The following is an 18,541-nucleotide window of genomic DNA, read 5'->3' as shown; positions in this document are numbered from 1 at the left end:
ATTCCATCCCACAAATGATCAGGGCCGGCCGAAACCGGCCCGTATCGGATCAGCTTCCCGCGTGGGCGAGAATTTTCTTGGTGGCGCCAGACACGTCACCGAGCTTGAGACCGGTTTTCACCGAAGCCTCACGCACCTTTCCCTTGTCCTGTATATCGAGCGCGCGCGAGGCAACCGCGTTCACTTCGTCCCGCGGCAGGACCAGAACCCCGCTCTCATCGGCCAGAATGGCATCACCGGGATTGACAACCACACCGCCGCAAGAGACCGGAATGTTGATGCCACCGCCCAGATCATAGAGCCGCGTGGTGATGGGCGAGATACCCCTCGCCCACATCGGAAAATCGGAATCCTCGATTTCCGTCAGGTCCGTGCACGGGCCATCCACGATGCCAGCAACCGCACCCGAGGCCTTCGCAGCGATGGTCACACCGCCGCCCCAGCACGCATAGCGGTCGTCGCCCATCCGGTCCACCACCAGAATATCGCCGGGGCGAAGCATTCCGGTTACGTGGTGAAGCAGGGTGGAATCCGGACCCGGTATGGCGATGGTGACGGCGGTACCGACCACACGGCGCTTCGGGAGGAGCGGCTGGATGGAACGGTGCATGAAACCGAAGAAGCGCCAGTGTCCGACAGTGGCTGTCTCGACCCCCGACAGAAGCTGGAGGTCACCGGCAGCAACCTGCTCCGGCATGGGATTGATCGTATACATATGGGGCCTCCTATGCGCAGGCTTGCAACTGCTTGCCGATACGGCGATGGCTGACCATGGGGATGAGTGAACGCACACGTTCGATCTGCGCGCGCTCGATGCGCGCCGTCACGAAGCCGACACCGTCTGACGCGCGCGCCACAACGTGGCCCCACGGATCGCAGACGAGCGAGTGACCATAGGTATGACGCCGTTCGCCATTCGAAACCGTGCTGCCGGTCTGGCCGCAGGCGGCAAAATAGGTCTGGGTTTCGATGGCACGGGCACGCGCCAGCACCTCCCAGTGGTCCTTGCCGGTTTGCAGCGTGAATGCGGCGGGAAGCACGATGACATCGGCACCGGCCTTTTCCAGCTCCAGATAAAGTTCGGCAAAGCGGATGTCGTAGCAGATCGCGCAGCCGACCTTGAACCCGTCAAGGTCATAGACGACAACATTCTCGCCCGGCTTGACGGTTGCGGATTCCTTATAGGCCGTCCCGTCCGGCCCGACGATGTCGAACATATGGATCTTGCGATAATGCGCGATCTCCTTGCCTTCGCGATTAAAGACGAAGGTGGAATTGTAGATGCGCTTTTCGTTTGGAACCTTTTCCATCAAGGTTCCGGCATGGACGAAGACCTTGTGCTCGCGAGCAAAGTCCTGCGCCATCTTGTAGGCAGGGCCACCGGGAACGCTCTCGGCTGCCGCAAGTTTTTCTTCCGGAGTACCACCGTAATATTCGAAATACTCGGGCAGCACGATCAGGTCCGGAGAATCCGTGCGCACGGCATCTTCCATCAATCCCCGCGTAATACGCAGGTTGTCTGCCTTGTCGGTCTGCGGGCTCGTTTGGATCAGGCTAATCTTCATTTCTTCCTCCAGCGAATGAGTGGGTATTCAGTTCAGTCAGGCAACCAGGGCTTCGTTTTTCAGCATGTTCACAGTCGAAACCATGCCCTGGCGAAGCGTCATGTTCTGGGTAGCGACGACCAGCATCGCGGCGCCCTCTTCCTGTGCGAAGCGCCGTTCGGCTTCAGTCCAGGCGGGCATGATCCATGGCTTCCCGGCAGCGCGTGCAGCCGCCGCACAGCGGCGCAGATCGGCCTTGTCGTCATCATTGAAAGCGTATGCTCCCCGACCGCGCGCAAGCGCCAGATCCGAAGGGCCCGGAAACAAGCCGTCGACCGTATCGAGCGCGATAATCTTCTCGACGTCGGCTAGACTTTCCGCCGTCTCGACCATGGCGAAGCATTTGGTGCGCTTGTTCTCTTTTTCGAAGGCATCGGTCGCCGGACGGGCATAGCCGAAAATGCGGCCACCCGTGTAAGAGCGCGTGCCGACCAGCGGATATTTTGCAGCCTTCGTAACCTGATGCGCATGTTCCACGCCGAGAATATGCGGAACGATGACGCCATCCGATCCGAAGTCCAGCGCCTGCTGAATGGCTTCTGGCGTCGGTGCCAGCACCTTCGTCAGGGTGGAGAGACCTTGCGCCTTGGTGAAAGCCAGAAACTGGTCCAGCGTCGACAGGTCGAAGGTTCCGTGTTCGAGTTCCAGAACGAAGGATGAGAAACCGCAGGTCCGGGCAATTTCGAGATAGCTGAAATGCGGTTGCGACATCCAGAGGGCGATATTTTCCATGCTTGCAGTCACTTTCAGTTGGGAGGTTATTTGCCGATTGTGCGTGACAATCCGAGTGTGCGTTCGATGACGAAGATGATGAGCAGCGTGGCCGCGATCAGCACGACCGAGATGGAAGCGGTCATCGGGTCGGTGCGGCTTTCGACATAGTTGAAGATTTCCACCGGCAGCGTCGTCATGCGCGGTCCGGTGATGAAGAGCGAGATCACCACCTCATCGAAGGACAGAAGGAAGGACAATGCGGCACTTGCCACCAGACCCGGCATCATCAACGGCAGGGTGATGCGACGAAACACGGTGAACGGTGACGCACCCAGCATCGTGGCCGCCTCTTCAACCGATGGCGGCAGTGTCGAGAACGCCGTTATCATGATGCGGATGACGTAAGGGGTCGTCACGATCAGATGGGCGATCACCAGACCGGTGAACGTGCCGAGCAGTTCCAGCCGCACGAAGACCAGCAGAATGGCGAGGCCAAGCACGATGGAAGGCAGAAGCAGCGGCGCGGTAAAGAGGTTCAGCACCGCTTCGCGTCCACGGAACTGATAACGGCGGATGGCATAGGCGGCCGGGATACCTGCCAGAAGCGACAGGACGGTGACGACCGATGCAATGCCGAGGCTGATCCAGAACGCCTGAATGAGCGTTTCATGATGCAGCATTTCCGCATACCACCGCACACCCCAGCTCTGCGGCGGAAAAGTGAGATAGTTGTCGTTGCTGAACGATAGCGGCACGACGACCAGAATTGGGGCCAGCAGGAACAAATAGAGCAGGCCGACCAGTAGGCGGAATGGCAATGAAGTTGAACCAATCATCTCGTTTCTCCTTTGCCAATCAGTCGATGCGACGTGCGATGCGGGAATAGACCATCAAGGCGAGACCGAAGATGATCAGGACAATGACGGAGGTTGCGGCGGCTCGCGGCCATTCAAGCTGGATCACAGCCTGATCGTAGATTTCCGTCGCCAGCAGGAATACGCGCCCGCCACCAAGCAATTTCGGTGTGATGAAGGAGCTGATTGCCAGCACGAAGCAAAGCAGGCAGCCAAGTGCGATGCCCGGCAAGGTGAGTGGCAGGATGATCCGGCGAAACCGCGTGAAGGCATTGGCGCCAAGGGATGCTGCAGCCTCCTCAAGTGAGGCGTTCAGGCGCCCGAAACCGGCAATCAGCGACAGCGCCATATAGGGGATCAGGATTTCCACCATCCCGATGAATACGCCGAGCGTATTGTTGACGAGCCTGATGGGGGAGGAAATGATGCCGAGGTTCATCAAGGCTCCATTGACAAGTCCCTGATCGCCGAGAAGCACCATCCAGCCATAGGTGCGCACCACGCTGCTGACGAGCAGCGGCGAGACCGTCACCACGAAAAGGAAGTTGCGCCAGACCGGCGAAACACGGTGCAGGAAAAGCGCGATCGGATAGGCACAGATAAGCGTTGCCAGCGTGATGAACGCGCTCAGCCAGAGCGAGTTGAACACCAGCCCCCAATTGAAACTGTCGGTGAAGAAATTGATATAATTCTCGAACGTATAGCGGTCTGTCAGGACACCGCCGCTCTCGCTCTGCAGGAAGGATATCTGCGCCAGATGGGCAACCGGCGCAATGAAGGCAATGAGATTGATCAAGGCCATCGGCAGAAGAAGCGCAACGGCGACGAGGCTGTAGCGTCTGCGCCTTGATGACTTTGCCGGGATGATGTCGGTCGATGTGATCGCTGTCATGACATCAACTCCCGAAAACCAGCATGTCTTCCGGTTTCCATTCGCACAGCAGCCGGTCGCCGGTATGGAATGCATGCCCTGCACTGGCGGTTGGCACTTCTACTTTCAGGCAGGCGCCCTCAATCTCGATGTCATATTGAACGATGTCACCGATATAGGTCGTGCGCTCGACCACGCCGTGGGCGCTATTGGTTACGACACTGACAAGATTGCGATCGCGGTTGGGCGTGAGATTGATGCGATGCGGACGAATGGCGATCTGCCCTGACCCGCGTGACTTTCCATGCGTGTTGCAGCGATAGGTGCCGCTGCCCAGACGGCAGACATTTTCGTCAACGATCTCGCAATTGTGGACATTGGCGCGTCCGACAAATTTGGCCACAAACAGGGAGGATGGCTTCTCATAGATTTCTTCCGGCGAACCGAGCTGTGCCAGCTTGCCGCTATCCATCACGCCGACGACGTCGCACATTGTCAGGGCTTCGACCTGATCATGCGTGACGAAAACCGTCGTGATGTCGAGGCGCTTCTGAATCTCGCGGATTTCGATCCGCATGTCGTCGCGCAGCTTCGCATCCAGATTGGACAGGGGCTCATCCAGCAGAAGAATGCGCGGACGGATGACCAGCGCGCGCGCCAGCGCCACGCGCTGCTGCTGACCACCGGACATCTCCTTGGGCTTGCGCGAACCGTAGCCGGGAAGCCGCACCATTTCGAGTGCTTCCTCAACGCGCTTCTTTGCTTCGGCCTTGCCGACCTTGCGCATATCGAGACCGAAAGCGACATTTTCGGCCACGGTCATGTGTGGGAACAGGGCGTAGTTCTGGAAAACCAGACCGATATCGCGCTGATGGGGCGGCCTGTGCGAAATATCGTTGCCATCAATCAGGATGTTGCCGTCCGAGATCGAAGCTAGACCTGCAATCATGCGCAAAGTCGTCGTCTTGCCGCAACCGGATGGACCGAGGAGGCCAAGCAGTTTTCCGCGCGGCAGATCGAGATGAAGATCGTCCACTGCCCGGTAGTTGTTACCGTAAAGCTTGGTGAGGGCCTTCAACTGTAGAAATGAGCTTTCTGCTACCATATCGAAACCTGTGAGGGGTCGTTGCCGCCCCGGAGAAACGGGGCGGAAGCGTGAATTTCAGGGTGAGGTAGAGTTTTAACGACCAGCCGGAATGATCTGGCGGCGCCAGGGATTGAGCAGCTTGTCGCGCATATCGCCAATGGTCATCCAGTTGACCGGAATGAGCTTTTCGCGTTGGGCCGCATCCATGTACGGAATGCGCTTCTTCGTTTCGTCGTTCACGTCCGCTTTCGTGTTCGATGGCGCATAGAACATGATCTCGGCGAACCGGGCCTGCGTCTCGGGGCTTATCGCATAGTCGATGAATGTCTTGGTTGCATCCATATTTTTGCCGTTGGCAATCGCACTGATGACATTCACCTGCGCAGCCGTGCCTTCCTTCGGGCCGACCGACTGAAGCTTTCCGCCGGTCTGGTCGAAGTAGAACTGGGCGCGGGCATTATAGCCGATGGACAAGGTCGCAGTGCCGTTTGCAACCAGCGTATAGGCATCGGGCTTCGGTTCCCACGTCTGCACGGCAGGCGCCAGCTCCACCAGCTTGTCGACGCCCGGCTTCACAGTCTTCGTATAGTCGTCTTCACCAGCGAGACGGTTCGCGATGATCGTAAGCAGGATGGCTTGAATATCGCTGCCGCCCTGTGCCGGGATGATAACCTTACCGCTTTGCTGCTTGTCCCAGAGCGCTTCCCAGCTATCCGGTGCACCTTGCGCAAATGCATCGTTGTTATAAAGAAGCGAAAGCGTGTCATATGTGATCGGAATTGCAGCGCCTGCGAGTTCCTTGCCGAGGTCGGCGACATCCGCATAATTTTTGAGCGATGCCGGATCGAGCTTCTCGACCAGCCCTTCCTCATTGGCGATCTTGGCGACCGAAAGGTCATAGATGACCGCATCCGTCTGGGGAGAGGACTTCTGGGCGCGCATGTTGCCGAGCGATGTCGCTGCATTCTGCACACCGTAATAGGTGACCTTGATGTCGGGATGTTCCTTCTGGAACGGCTCGATGACGGCCTTGACATAATTGTCCTGGAATGCGCCGCGATAACCCATCACCGTGATTTCAGCAGCATTGGCTGCGAAAACAGTCATTGCCGAAACACTCAACGCTAAACTTGCCAGAAAAGCCGATTTTCTGTTGATCGAACGTGCCATCAGTCACTCCCCTTTTGTTTGAAGGTAAGGTGAAGAATGGTGGTCGGAGCGTCCAACGACTTATTCTGTCCGCCTGTTCGATTTTGCTTTATGCCTTTGAATTTCAGGGGTTTCTGGGCTTGAGTGACAGGTGACAAGATTGGGATGACGCACCCGGTATTTCAGGCGTGATGAAATTCTAATCTGTTGCCTGTTTTTTGAGCAGACATTCTCCGCTTTCCGTTGTGCAAATCTTGCCCGCTTTATCGCTTGCGCCTGTGCCACCGTGGAAATGCGTCAAATTTGAAACTGGCACGGTCCTTGCTTCTATTAAATCGAACACCGAGCCGCGCGACACCGCATGACTTGTGGTGATCGATCAACCGAGGATGACAGAGAGACTAGCGATGACCAAGTACAAGCTCGAATACATTTGGCTCGATGGATGCACCCCTGCTGCCGGACTGCGCGGCAAGACGCAGATCAAGGAATTCGACGCTTTTCCGACACTTGAACAACTGCCGCTCTGGGGCTTCGACGGCTCATCGACGATGCAGGCCGAAGGCCGCAGCTCCGATTGCGTCTTGAAGCCGGTCGCGATCTATCCCGATCCCGCGCGCAAGAACGGCGTTCTGGTGATGTGTGAAGTCATGATGCCGGATGGCATCACGCCGCATCCATCCAACAGCCGCGCAACCGTCCTTGAAGACGATGATGCATGGTTCGGCTTCGAGCAGGAATACTTCTTCTACAAGGATGGCCGTCCGCTCGGCTTCCCGGAACAGGGCTTCCCTGCCCCGCAGGGTCCATATTATACCGGCGTCGGCTACAAGAATGTCGGCTCCATCGCCCGCAAGATCGTTGAGGAACATCTCGATCTCTGCCTCGATGCCGGCATCAATCACGAAGGCATCAATGCTGAAGTGGCCAAGGGCCAGTGGGAATTCCAGATTTTCGGCAAGGGCTCCAAGAACGCCGCCGACCAGATCTGGATGGCCCGTTATCTCCTGCTTCGCCTCTGCGAACAGTACGAAATCGATATCGAATTCCATTGCAAGCCGCTCGGCGATACCGATTGGAACGGCTCGGGCATGCACTGCAACTTCTCGACCAAGTATATGCGTGAAGTGGGCGGCAAGGACTATTTCGAAGCGCTCATGGCTCAGTTCGACAAGAACCTGCAGGACCATATCGACGTTTACGGCCCGGACAACCACATGCGCCTGACCGGCAAGCATGAAACCGCCCCATGGAACAAGTTCTCCTATGGCGTTGCCGACCGTGGCGCTTCGATCCGCGTTCCACACGCATTCGTCAGAGATGGATATCGCGGTTATCTGGAAGATCGCCGCCCGAACTCGCAGGGCTGCCCATACCAGATCGCTTCGCAGGTTCTGAAGACGATTTCTGAAGTCCCGACCTCGGAAGACGAAGCACTGGCTGCTTAATTTCTAGCCAAACGGCCTGCTTGAGGATTTCAGCAGGCCGTTTTGCTTCATTCTCGTGAAACTGCAGACAACAAAAAAGGCCGGGGCGAAAACGCACCGACCTTCCTGATCATCGCTTTCCTACCAGTGCCAGTACATCCGTGGTCAAAAGCATCAAGCGATGAAGGCTATTGCGAGCGACAGACGCGTTCCAGCGCTCTTAAGCAATGCCTATGACAGCCATATAGGTGCACATCTTGTTCAAAACAAGGTCATGCAACAATTTCTATAAATTAGTTTGACGCCTTAACCTGACGTCGCGCCAGCAGATACACGACGACAATTCCGGCACCGATCGCATAGGCCAGAACGTCCAGCCAATCCGGCGTCGCTCCGAGAATAATACGCAGGGCCGGGTTTCCGATCACGATATCGAACTGGCTTGCAAGATACTGACCATATTCCACCGCCACGCCGGTCAGAAACGCGATCAAGGCCAGCAGCAGGCGGTTTCCGTCAATAAAAGTTCTGAGCACCGCATAGACAAAGATGACGGCGATCACATCCCCGATGAAGCTTCTGATCCAGCCCAATCCTGCCCCCATTGTCGCGAGCAGAGCAAGTAGCGCCAGAAGCATCAGCGTGAAACACAATGCCGATCGCGAAAATTTAAACTGCACGGGATTTTCCTGCCAGGATATAGATCAAAGCCTAATCCAGCTTTTTCCCGTTCCACGCAAGACCGACGCACCGGAATATTAGTGGACTACTTGTTACTGCGATGGCACAAAGCGCCATCGCAGTCCCTTTTCATCGCTGTTCCTATAAAGCCTCACGCCACGTTCAGAACGCTTTCGGGCGCGAAAGCTTCGTAACCGAGCGCCTCAGCAACAGGTTTGTTGGTGATGCGCCCCTTGTGAACGTTCAAGCCATTGCGCAGGTGCTTGTCCTCGGCAATTGCCCTCAGGCCACGATCGGCAAGCGCCAGACCGTAATGAAGGGTGGCATTGTTGAGGGCGTGCGCCGAGGTCACCGGAACAGCACCCGGCATATTGGCCACGCAGTAATGGACGATTCCGTCCACTTCGTAAGTGGGATCGGAATGTGTCGTTGCATGGGATGTCTCGAAACAGCCGCCCTGATCGATAGCCACATCGACGATAACTGCCCCCTTCTTCATGCCCGAGAGCATTTCATGGGTGACGAGTTTCGGCGCTGCGGCACCGGGGATCAGCACGGCGCCGATGACGAGATCGGCAGAGAAGACTTCATCTTCAAGCGCCTGAATGCTGGAATAGCGGGTATGAACGCGACCGCTAAATATATCGTCGAGCTGGCGCAGACGCGGCAGCGAGCGATCCAGAATGGACACGTCGGCGCCAAGTCCCACTGCCATTCTGGCCGCATGAAGCCCGACGACGCCACCGCCGATGATCGTGACTTTTGCCGGTAGCACGCCGGGCACGCCACCCAGCAGAATACCGAGGCCGCCATTGGCTTTCTGGAGCGCCGTCGCACCGGCCTGTATCGACAGACGGCCCGCCACTTCCGACATCGGGGCGAGCAGCGGCAATCCACCGCGATCATCCGTTACGGTTTCATAGGCAATTGCCGTCACGCCGGAGGCGAGCAGGCCCTTGGTCTGTTCCGGGTCGGGGGCGAGATGGAGATAAGTGTAGAGAAGCTGGCCTTCGCGAAGCTGCGCCCATTCGGAGGGCTGTGGCTCCTTGACCTTCACGATCATGTCGCACTTCTCAAAAATGTCTTTTGCAGAAGCGGCAATTTTCGCACCAGCGGCGATGTAGCTGGCATCATCGGCACCGATACCGGCACCTGCCTTTGTTTCAATCCAGACTTCGTGGCCATGAGCCACATATTCACGAACCGCGGCGGGGGTCAGTCCGACACGATATTCATGGTTCTTGATTTCCTTCGGGCAGCCGACACGCATAAGCGTTCCTCTCATTTTTTGCCCACTTGCCGTGGGTCGTTGTCGATCCGAAAATGAGAACATCTGCGGCTTGCAATGTCCTTGCAAAGAAGATTTGCCTGCGCAGATTTTTTAGTGAATTATTGTGCAGATGATCCTCTTTTTCGAAGGTTCTTCGAATGAGCAATCTTGATCCTATCGATCTTGCAATTCTCAGGACATTGCAGGCCAATGCGCGCATCACCAATGCAGAACTTGCGGAGAAGGTTGGATTGTCGCCTTCAGCCTGTTCGCGTCGCCTCGACATTCTGGAAAAAAGCGATGTAATCGCAGGTTATCATGCCCGCCTGTCCCAGAAGGCGCTCGAATACCGGATGATTGCAATTGTCCATATCTCGCTCTCCGGACAGTTCGCCAAGACGCTGGCCGAATTCGAGGCTGCGGTGAAGCGTTGTCCCAACGTACTTGTCTGTTATCTGATGTCGGGGGAATATGATTATATTCTGCGCGTTGCAGCCCGCGATCTTGAGGATTACGAGCGCATCCATCGCGACTGGCTCTCGGCCCTTCCGCATGTCGTGAAGATCAATTCCAGTTTTGCGCTGCGTGAGGTGATCGACCGGCCGAATGTCGGTCTCTGACTGTTTATTTTGACGCGCATCTTACCCGAAAACCGTTTCACACTTTTCAGGATGCGCTCTAGATTAAAGCTTTCGAGTCCCTGATCGTTGGATCCATGTTGCAGTTCACCAGAAGAGTTTTGCAAGAGGCCGGTTGGGGCTTGCCAGCCTCAGTGGTCCTGCATCTGGTGCTGGCAACTCTGTTTCTGGTCCGCCTTCCGGCACTCCCTTCGCCGGCTTCGGAACAAAGCGTCAATGTGGAGCTGGTTCAACCACCGCCCCCTGAAAAGAAGCCTCAGCAGCAAACACCAAAGACGCCGGAACAGGCCGCCCCTCCACCGCAGCCACAGGCATTCGAATCTGCCTCGGCGAAGCAAGACGTGAAGTCACCGCCAGAGCAGGACCTGCCGCCCGCAGCGCCTGAAGAAATACAGAAGCCGGACGAACCCTCCGAGACTGCAGCCACAACGGATGCTGACAAGGCGGAAGAAAAACCTTCTGTGACGGAGGGCCAGCCTTCCGAACAGCTTCTTCAAGCGGAGAAACCATCTGAATCCGGTCAGGCCGCCGCGGAAAAAACTCAAGCAGCACCGAAGCAAAAAGCCGATGCTCCCAAACCGGCGACGCCTGCCAAGAAACTGACGCGAGCGCGTGAAATCTATTCGAAGGACGCCATGTCCGATCCTCGTGTGAAACAGGCGCTGGGAAAGCTCGCGCCGAAGGACCGGATCATCCAGATTTGCGGCATCGAGGCGCTTGAACAGGTGCGCCGCCATAAAGCCGGTGCTTTTCCGGATATGCTTGCGCGTGAAGGCGGCTCCGTTTCGACAACCGGCCTGACCGTCAGCGACGGCGCCTTTCGCAGCCAGCGCAAGTGGTATGCTATCGACTTCACATGCAAGGTCGATGCGGAAACAATGGTGATTGGCTCTTTCAGCTACAATATCGGCAGGGCAATTCCGGAAAGAGAATGGGCCAGACGACAGCTTCCAAGGGACTGATAGCAGCCATGAAAATGTCGTCCCGCCGATGTATCACCATTCGTCAATGTAAACTGAACAACATAACTGAAATTCAAGGAGACCGGCATGACTGTGCATTTCGCCCCGCAACTGACTGTGTGTGGAATTCAGGAACTGCCCGATCAGCGGACGCGCAAAGTCACACATGTTCTTTCGCTGGTTGATCCGGACCTTCCGGAACTGGATGCGTTTCAAACTTTCGAGCAACACCATCGTGTAACGCTGCGTTTTCACGACATCATCAACGCAGCCGACAACCACACAATGCCAACGCCCGACCATGTGAATGCGATCCTGCAGTTCGGCTCGGAATTCCAGGCGGCACCGAACCCGCAAGCGCCGAGCCATCTGCTGGTCCATTGCCATATGGGCGTGTCGCGCTCGACGGCGGCAATGGTTTCGCTTATGGCACAGGCCAATCCGGACGAGACGGCAGAAAGCCTTTTCACCCGCCTTGTCGCCATTCGCCCGCAGGCATGGCCGAACTCCCAGATGATCGGCTTTGCCGACGAGCAGCTTGGACGCAGAGGCGAACTGACCGCTGCATTGCGCAGACATTACGGACGCCAGATTGAACGCACCCCTCAGTTTACCGAATTGATGGAGAGGCTGGGACGTCATGCCGAGCTTCAGATGGCGCTGCGGGACTAGCTCCCCGCCCCATCCATATTGTTCAGTTTGAACCTTCGTCCCCGGCAAGCTTCGTAACCTTGCCGGGCGGCGTCAGCGGTTCAGGAACAGGAACGCCGGTGAGCAGCCGATCGGCCCCCGAATAAATATCGCCCTGCACCTGTGCCGTCAGCCGTTCAGCATCGCGCATGCGAATATCGCGTAGCGTATCCTCTGCGAGACTCTCATCCAGACCAAGCTCGCAAAGCGCTTCCTTTCCGAAAAGCAGTGCAGATTCGAACGTTTCGCGCAGTTCAAAATCCACACCTGCCTTCAACAACTCGATGGAATGCGTGCGGTCGTAGGAGCGCACCATGATCTTTGCTGCCGGGAAATGAGACTTGACCAGTTCCACAATGCGATTGGCCGTCTTTCGGTCATCCACGCAGATCATGATGACTTCCGCTTCGTCTGCACCTGAATGATGCAGGATATCGAGACGTGATCCATCGCCATAAAATATCTTGAAACCGAACCGCCCGGCTTCACGGATACGGTTGGGATCGGCTTCGATAATCGAAACATCCGATCTCTGGGCAAGAAGCAATTGCGCCGCGATTTGTCCAAAACGCCCGAAACCGATCATCAACACCCGACCTTTGAGATTATGAGCGGTTTCAACGCCTTCGAGAGAAGGCGCTTCCTCGCGCAAAAGTCGGGAACCCAGAAGCAGCACGAACGGTGTCACGGCCATCGACAGAATGATGACAGTCGAAAACAGCGCATTGTCGCGTGCTGAAAGCAACCCGTTACCGAATGCCGACGTGTAGAGCACGAAGGCGAATTCTCCGCCCTGCGCGAAGAGCAACGTCCGTTCGAGCGCCGAACGATGGCTGGAGCCGAAAATTCGGGCGACGGCATAGATGCCGATTGCCTTGGTAATCACATAGGCAATGAGGAAGATGAGGACCGTGGGCCAGTCCGAAGCAACCACGCCGAGATCAAGCGACATGCCGACAGCCAGAAAGAACAGCCCCATCAGGAGCCCCTTGAACGGCTCGATGTCACTTTCGATCTGGTGCCGGTAACTGGAACCGGACAGCATGACCCCGGCCAGGAAAGCGCCCATCGCCATGGAAAGGCCGCTCGCTTCCATCAGCAGGGCAGCCCCAAGCACAACGATCAGTGCGCCAGCCGTCAAAACCTCGCGCGCCCTCGCACGCGCCAGCAAGGAGAAGAACGGATCAAGCAGCCAGCGACCGACAGCAATCAGCAGCAAAATGGCGCCAATGGCCGTCGCAATGCCTAGGATTCCGCCGGACTCATGCTGGGAAGGCGAAAGGAATGCAACGAGCGCCAGCAGCGGAACGATCATCAAATCTTCGAGCAGGAGAATGGAAACGGCCTTCTGGCCGTCGGGCGTGGCTATTTCGCCTCGCTCCTGCAGCATCGACATGATGACAGCTGTGGAAGACAGCACGAAGCCAGCCCCCGCGATCAAGGCCGTTATCGGAGACAGGCCCAGAAGAACCCCCGCCCCTGTCAGAAGGGCGATACAGCCCAGAACCTGTGCAAGACCGAGACCGAATATCTGCTGCCGCATCGTCCAGAGCTTGCCAGGGCGCATTTCAAGTCCGATGACGAACAGGAACATGACGACGCCGAGTTCGGAAAAATGCAGGATCGTTGCGGGATCAGTGAAGAAGCCGAAGACCGAAGGCCCCACCAGGGCACCGGCAGCGAAATATCCCAGCACAGAACCGAGACCCAGTTTCCGAAACAACGGCACCGCCACGACACCGGCGGCAAGCAGAACCACCGCAGGCCCGAGTGTCTGTCCAAGTCCTTCAGTCGCCATATGGTCTCCGTGTCAGGATCCGTTTGTTATGTTTCACTAATATACCGAGTCAATAAAAACTGAACAATTAACGCATCCCCGTCAACCGGATTCAAATTCCATCCGCGATGTGGCAGCCGAACTGATTATGGCTTACATTCCATGTGGTTATATAGAACGGAGCAAGAATGAACCTGATCGCCCATGTGGAAATACCGGTAGCTGATCTTGAAAGGGCTATGCGATTCTACTCCGCAGTGTTCGGAGTGACTTTTGGTGACGTCGTTACGATACACGGAAACAGAATGGCTTATTTCCCTTTTGAAGAAGGCAAGGATGGCGCGAGTGCCGCGCTTGCCGAAGGCGACGTCTATATTCCAACCGTGCATGGCGCGATTATCTATTTCAATGTCGACGATGTGGACACCGTCATCACCAAGGCCGTGCAAGAGGGCAGCGAAATGCTGTTCCCGAAAACGCCGGTTGGAAACGGCTTTGTCGCGGAGATCAGGGACAGCGAAGGCAACCGGATTGCGATCCAGACTACCTGATATCTAAACCGGTTTTGCAAGCAGGCCGGTTGCAAGCGCTCGAAAGGCATCAATCGCCTTCGAAAGAACCCCTTTCGGATCTTCACTGGCGGCAATCCAGAGTGCTGCATTCAATGCTGCCCCGTTGAGCAACCGTGCGGCGGCTTCCGGGTCAACCGGTTTCAGCACGCCTTGCTCTATCAAAAGAGCAATTTTTTGCCGGGACGCCTGCAGACAACTGTTCTGGCTCGGCCATTGTGACGGATCGCCGAGAAACGCCGGTCCATCAAGCAGCACGATGCGCTGGACATCAGGATCGAGTGCCGCCTCGATATAGGCAACCCCTTCCGCCAAAAGCCCCTCCCACAGATTATCCGCCCGCGCAGCAATCTCTTGAGCACGTTCGGCCATTTCGCCATCCATCTGGCTGACCACAGCCGCCAGCAGCCCGCGCTTGTCTCCAAAATTATGGTAGAGCGCACCACGTGTCAGGCCGACTTCCGCAGTCAGTTCATCCATAGAGGCGGCGGCATAACCCTTTTCCGCAAAAGCCTTCCGGGCTGCCGCTATCAGCTTCACCCGGTTTTCTTCCATCGCCTTGATGCGCAGGTTCATGACCATCGTCACACCTTTTTTTGATATACGCACCGTATATTAATTGACATACGGATCGTATATAACTATTTAGTATACGTGACGTATATCAAATATCCCGGTTGTTTGTGAAGCCGCAAATACAAAAATCTTCCGATAACGCACGCCTCAGCATCAAAAAGGAAAACGAAAATGACCAGAAGAGAAACTATTTTCCCCGCCGACCGCAGTGCCCTTTATGACAAGCATCGTTATTCCGCCGCTATCCGCTCGGGCGACCTGCTGTTTGTCTCCGGTCAGGTTGGAAGCCGCAGCGACGGCACGCCCGAACCCGACTTCGCAAAGCAGGTTCAACTCGCTTTCGATAATCTTGAAGCGACACTGAAGGCAGCCGGCGCCACTTTCGATGACATTGTTGATATAACCTCTTTTCATACCGATCCTGAAAACCAGTTCGAGGCCGTCCTGCAGATCAAGGACCGAATTTTCAGCGCCCCACCTTTCCCCAATTGGACTGCTATCGGCGTCAGCTGGCTCGCCGGTTTCGACTTTGAAATCAAAGTCATCGCTCGCATACCGCAATAAAGACAGGCCATAAGCCGGAGCGGCTAATCCCGTTCCGGCAACTGTCATTCGCATTCCGCAATATAATTTGATTTGCAATTCAAACTATATTGCGTCTTAATGACCTCATGATTTCAGACACTCCCCGCTCTCAATTCGGTATTCGCTTTTCACTGCTGGCGCGGCGCTGGCGACGTGCGCTCGACATCCGCCTTGCCCAAGCCGGGCTGACTGATGCGACCTGGGTTCCCCTTGTCCACCTTCACCAGACCGGCGGCGGCCTGACGCAGAAAGAACTGGCTGCCCTGGTCGGCATAGATGGGTCCAGTCTCGTACGCCTCCTCGACATTCTATGTCGGCAAGGCCTGGCGGAGCGCCGCGTCGATGAAAGGGATAGTCGTGCAAGGCTGGTTCATCTGACGGCGCAAGGGGAAAAGCGGGTTGCCGAAATTCGTCAGGAGCTGGCAAAGGGCGAGCAAGAAATGCTCGCCGATCTGTCAGACAATGACATTGCAATCATGCTTCGCAGCTTTGACAGCATTGAGCACCGGCTGTCGCAGATAAAACCCGACCGCGAGCAGGACCCGGAACAATGAAAGCGGACGGATTTCTTTCCGGGCGGCGTCACGCCGCCTATAACCTTCTGAAGCCTCAGCAGTTTCGCGAAAGCATCGCCCTTGCTGGCCAGCCATCGCTCCGAAACTCGTCGCTTGCCGGGCTACAGGCTGCCGCCACGGTTGCCATCGCGCTTCCGTTGGTCAGCCTGTCCTCGTGGTCGCATCTGATCGGCTTTGCCTCGCTTGGCTCGCTCGTCGCATTGTTCGGCCGGTTTGCTCCGGAGGCAAAACGCGAATGGATCGTCCTCCTGTGCGCGATCTGCCAGACACTCGCGGTGTTTTTCATGTCGCTCGCCACATGGGTTGGCCTGCCCTTGCCCGGCCAGCTTTTGCTGCTGGCACTTTCTGCGGGCATATTCTCTTTCATAACCGTTACCGGCAAATTCGGACCACCCGGCGCGCTCATATTCATCTTCGCAGCCGGTGCCTCCATGACGCCGGTCGCGTCGCTGCACGTTGTGTTTGAGCGTACCGCCGCGACAGCAATCGTCTCGGCTCTCGCTTGCCTGATCTGTGCCCTGACCGAGAAGTTTCGTCATCAGGCATCGCCGGAAAAGCCATTTCCGTCCGAGCCGTCACGTCCGACAGTTCACCGGCTTATTGCCGCCGGTCGGATTTCGCTTGGCGCCGCAATTGCCGCGCTGACCGCTTATGCTCTCGGCGCCCTCCACCCAGCCTGGGCAGCCATGGGCGCTGTCGCCGTGATGCAGGGCGCGCATCTGCACATCAGCATGAACCGAGCCTTGCAACGCATGGCAGGTACGCTTCTGGGCGCCTTGATTACATGGCTGGTGCTTGCGCAAGGCCCCAGTCTCTGGTGCGTCATTGCAATCCTGGCCGGACTGCAATTCGCCACCGAGGTCATTATTGGCAGCAATTATGCGCTGGGGCAGATTCTGGTAACTCCGATGGCGCTTTTGATGACCTATCTGGCAATGCCCGGAGTGTCCCACAATGGTATAATTTCCGAACGTATCCTCGATACGTTTCTGGGCGCAGCTCTGGCGGTCATCTTCGCAGTCATTTGTTCCAATCGCGACGACCGTATTTTTCTCGCCCAGCATAGGGCAAGAAAATAACGCACCAAAAGAAAAAGGCGCCGTAAGGCGCCTTTTTGCTAACTTACCAATCGGCCCAGCCATATCAATATGCAGGCACCGATAAAGCCCGCGATCAGATAGCCCAGCCAGCCGCCGAACGAAACACCGAGAAATCCGAAAATAAAACTCGCTACGGCTGCGCCGATGATACCGAGAATGACATTCATGAATATCCCGGTATTGCTGTTCATGAAATTGGAGGCAATCCAGCCGGCCAGGCCGCCTATGATGATCGCCGCAATCCAGCCAATTCCTGCGCTTCCCATCGGGAACCCTCCTGATTACAATCCGGCGGGAACTTTACCGCCATTATCCTTGAGTTTCTGGATAACCTGCTTGTGCAGCCAGACATTCATGGTCGCGGAATCGCCTGTGTCGCCGGTATAGCCCAGCTCCTTGGCAAGTTGCTTGCGGTGCTCCAGACTGCTGTCGAGGCCAAGAGCCTTCATCAGATCGACGATCGAAGTCTTCCAGTTGAGCTTCTGGCCGCTTTTGGCAACGGCAGCGTCCAGAATGGCGCCTACGTCGACAGCGCCCGCGGCAGCGGGTGCGGATGCAGATGGCGCCGGAGCGGCGGCAGTAGAGGAAGCGGTCGGTGTCGGAGCAGGCTGTGCAGCCGTTTCCGCCTCAGGAGTTGCCGCTTGTGCCTCGCCCCAAATGGCGTTCTTGATCTTATCGAAAATCCCCATAATGAACTCCAATCGTTGAAAACCGATATGCCCCCAAACTTCCGATTTGTGACGACCGGAAACCTGGACGCAGCAAATCATCCGGTGATTCCCAGACAAACGCTCGAACTAAATGAATCTGAAGCCATTTTGTTCCCGATAAAGATGCGGTTGAAAGTTTCTTCCACGTATAGGCCGGTATTCGAGTGGGCTGAGCGGCATAAATCCGGGCACCAAGACAGGCTCAGCGATCTGCACCGGACATATCGCCAGCATAAAACAGTCCGCTGACAACGCACGTGCCAGACATGTTTATGATGCAACGGGATTTCATGTGACGGGTATCAATATGAATAAGTCCCTCACTTAGTGGGCATTGGGAGCCAGGCTTCCGGACACACTCGATTTTTCATACGATGACTGACAGCGGAGGTTGTTACGCCGAGCTCGATTGCGGCCAGTTTCATGCTTTTCCCGCGTTGTGGCGGGTTTTGATTTGGTTTTGGGCTGGTGCCTGGTTGCGTTTGTCGGGGGATTGTTACGCTGGATCGTTTCTTTTTGCTGCCCACCCTTGGGGTTATGAGCGCGCTGCGGTGCGTGCGTATAGAACTCGCTTCCGTGCATCGATATTAGGTCGAACGATCTTCTGCGAGAAGCCGGAGCCAGCTCGCAAAGATACGAACATCGGTTATGCTTGAGAGATTTCGTGTATTTTTGTGGGAATTTGGTTGCGGGGGCAGGATT

At 56.4% G+C, this 18,541-nt stretch carries 21 protein-coding genes; 8 read left to right on the top strand and 13 right to left on the bottom strand.

Features of this window, described 5'->3' with window-relative positions; translation table 11 throughout:
• Positions 1–49: 49 nt before the first annotated feature.
• From FG152_RS00105 to FG152_RS00075, 7 genes are all read right to left on the bottom strand, one after another.
• Entirely contained in the window at positions 50–715 is a 666-nt protein-coding gene (locus FG152_RS00105) for an RraA family protein (protein WP_010659335.1), read from the bottom strand.
• A gap of 10 nt (positions 716–725) precedes the next feature.
• Complete coding sequence (locus FG152_RS00100) at positions 726–1,565, bottom strand: carbon-nitrogen hydrolase family protein (RefSeq protein ID WP_010659336.1); 840 nt, start codon at positions 1,563–1,565, stop codon at positions 726–728.
• Positions 1,566–1,601: 36 nt separating this feature from the next.
• A complete protein-coding gene (locus tag FG152_RS00095; protein WP_010659337.1) occupies positions 1,602–2,336 on the bottom strand; it encodes an aldolase/citrate lyase family protein in 735 nt (244 codons plus the stop codon).
• Between the two features lie 26 nt (positions 2,337–2,362).
• Positions 2,363–3,154, bottom strand: a complete 792-nt coding sequence (locus FG152_RS00090; RefSeq protein WP_006470062.1) for an ABC transporter permease — start codon at positions 3,152–3,154, stop codon at positions 2,363–2,365.
• Between the two features lie 19 nt (positions 3,155–3,173).
• Complete coding sequence (locus FG152_RS00085) at positions 3,174–4,064, bottom strand: ABC transporter permease (protein ID WP_010659338.1); 891 nt, start codon at positions 4,062–4,064, stop codon at positions 3,174–3,176.
• A 4-nt stretch (positions 4,065–4,068) separates the two neighbouring features.
• A complete protein-coding gene (locus tag FG152_RS00080; protein WP_012093472.1) occupies positions 4,069–5,148 on the bottom strand; it encodes an ABC transporter ATP-binding protein in 1,080 nt (359 codons plus the stop codon).
• 75 nt (positions 5,149–5,223) lie between these two features.
• Entirely contained in the window at positions 5,224–6,300 is a 1,077-nt protein-coding gene (locus tag FG152_RS00075; protein WP_498984880.1) for an extracellular solute-binding protein, read from the bottom strand.
• A gap of 386 nt (positions 6,301–6,686) precedes the next feature.
• Between FG152_RS00075 and FG152_RS00070 the strand changes: the two genes are divergently transcribed.
• The gene (locus FG152_RS00070; RefSeq protein WP_010659341.1) at positions 6,687–7,727 is read left to right on the top strand and encodes a glutamine synthetase beta-grasp domain-containing protein; all 1,041 of its coding nucleotides are present in this window, start codon (positions 6,687–6,689) and stop codon (positions 7,725–7,727) included.
• 272 nt (positions 7,728–7,999) lie between these two features.
• On the opposite strand, the gene FG152_RS00065 is transcribed toward FG152_RS00070, so the two are convergent.
• Together FG152_RS00065 and ald are read right to left on the bottom strand one after the other, a co-directional pair.
• Complete coding sequence (locus FG152_RS00065; protein WP_010659342.1) at positions 8,000–8,386, bottom strand: ribosomal maturation YjgA family protein; 387 nt, start codon at positions 8,384–8,386, stop codon at positions 8,000–8,002.
• Between the two features lie 152 nt (positions 8,387–8,538).
• Positions 8,539–9,657 (bottom strand): alanine dehydrogenase, encoded by a 1,119-nt coding sequence (ald, locus tag FG152_RS00060; protein WP_010659343.1) that lies wholly within the window; start codon positions 9,655–9,657, stop codon positions 8,539–8,541.
• 158 nt (positions 9,658–9,815) lie between these two features.
• Here ald and FG152_RS00055 point away from each other — a divergent pair, with 158 nt between their 5' ends.
• From FG152_RS00055 to FG152_RS00045, 3 genes are all read left to right on the top strand, one after another.
• Positions 9,816–10,277 carry an Lrp/AsnC family transcriptional regulator gene (locus tag FG152_RS00055; RefSeq protein WP_010659344.1) on the top strand — a complete coding sequence of 154 codons (462 nt, stop codon included), beginning with the start codon at positions 9,816–9,818 and terminating at the stop codon, positions 10,275–10,277.
• A 95-nt stretch (positions 10,278–10,372) separates the two neighbouring features.
• Positions 10,373–11,257: a DUF930 domain-containing protein gene (locus tag FG152_RS00050; protein ID WP_029376027.1), complete on the top strand. Its 885-nt coding sequence runs from the start codon at positions 10,373–10,375 to the stop codon at positions 11,255–11,257.
• 87 nt (positions 11,258–11,344) lie between these two features.
• Positions 11,345–11,929, top strand: a complete 585-nt coding sequence (locus tag FG152_RS00045) for a tyrosine phosphatase family protein (protein ID WP_010659346.1) — start codon at positions 11,345–11,347, stop codon at positions 11,927–11,929.
• Positions 11,930–11,951: 22 nt separating this feature from the next.
• Here FG152_RS00045 and FG152_RS00040 read toward each other — a convergent pair whose 3' ends face one another.
• Positions 11,952–13,745: a monovalent cation:proton antiporter-2 (CPA2) family protein gene (locus tag FG152_RS00040; protein ID WP_010659347.1), complete on the bottom strand. Its 1,794-nt coding sequence runs from the start codon at positions 13,743–13,745 to the stop codon at positions 11,952–11,954.
• Between the two features lie 167 nt (positions 13,746–13,912).
• Between FG152_RS00040 and FG152_RS00035 the strand changes: the two genes are divergently transcribed.
• Entirely contained in the window at positions 13,913–14,275 is a 363-nt protein-coding gene (locus FG152_RS00035; RefSeq protein ID WP_029376028.1) for a VOC family protein, read from the top strand.
• A gap of 3 nt (positions 14,276–14,278) precedes the next feature.
• Here FG152_RS00035 and FG152_RS00030 read toward each other — a convergent pair whose 3' ends face one another.
• Positions 14,279–14,875: a TetR/AcrR family transcriptional regulator gene (locus FG152_RS00030; protein WP_010659349.1), complete on the bottom strand. Its 597-nt coding sequence runs from the start codon at positions 14,873–14,875 to the stop codon at positions 14,279–14,281.
• Between the two features lie 165 nt (positions 14,876–15,040).
• Here FG152_RS00030 and FG152_RS00025 point away from each other — a divergent pair, with 165 nt between their 5' ends.
• The 3 genes from FG152_RS00025 to FG152_RS00015 all read left to right on the top strand — a co-directional run bounded on the left by FG152_RS00025 (position 15,041) and on the right by FG152_RS00015 (position 17,108).
• Positions 15,041–15,433 (top strand): RidA family protein, encoded by a 393-nt coding sequence (locus FG152_RS00025; protein ID WP_010659350.1) that lies wholly within the window; start codon positions 15,041–15,043, stop codon positions 15,431–15,433.
• Positions 15,434–15,540: 107 nt separating this feature from the next.
• Positions 15,541–16,008, top strand: coding sequence for a MarR family winged helix-turn-helix transcriptional regulator (locus FG152_RS00020; RefSeq protein ID WP_010659351.1), 468 nt, complete (start codon positions 15,541–15,543; stop codon positions 16,006–16,008).
• Positions 16,005–17,108 carry an FUSC family protein gene (locus tag FG152_RS00015; protein ID WP_010659352.1) on the top strand — a complete coding sequence of 368 codons (1,104 nt, stop codon included), beginning with the start codon at positions 16,005–16,007 and terminating at the stop codon, positions 17,106–17,108. Before FG152_RS00020 ends, FG152_RS00015 begins: the two co-directional genes overlap by 4 nt.
• Positions 17,109–17,146: 38 nt before the next feature.
• On the opposite strand, the gene FG152_RS00010 is transcribed toward FG152_RS00015, so the two are convergent.
• Together FG152_RS00010 and FG152_RS00005 are read right to left on the bottom strand one after the other, a co-directional pair.
• A complete protein-coding gene (locus tag FG152_RS00010; protein WP_010659353.1) occupies positions 17,147–17,395 on the bottom strand; it encodes a GlsB/YeaQ/YmgE family stress response membrane protein in 249 nt (82 codons plus the stop codon).
• A gap of 15 nt (positions 17,396–17,410) precedes the next feature.
• Entirely contained in the window at positions 17,411–17,818 is a 408-nt protein-coding gene (locus tag FG152_RS00005) for a DUF3597 domain-containing protein (RefSeq protein WP_010659354.1), read from the bottom strand.
• Positions 17,819–18,541 lie beyond the last annotated feature (723 nt).

It is taken from the genome of Ochrobactrum sp. XJ1 (assembly GCF_024701725.1).
GTDB classification, from domain to species: domain Bacteria; phylum Pseudomonadota; class Alphaproteobacteria; order Rhizobiales; family Rhizobiaceae; genus Brucella; species Brucella anthropi.
This window is presented reverse-complemented; position numbering and strand designations above follow the sequence as displayed.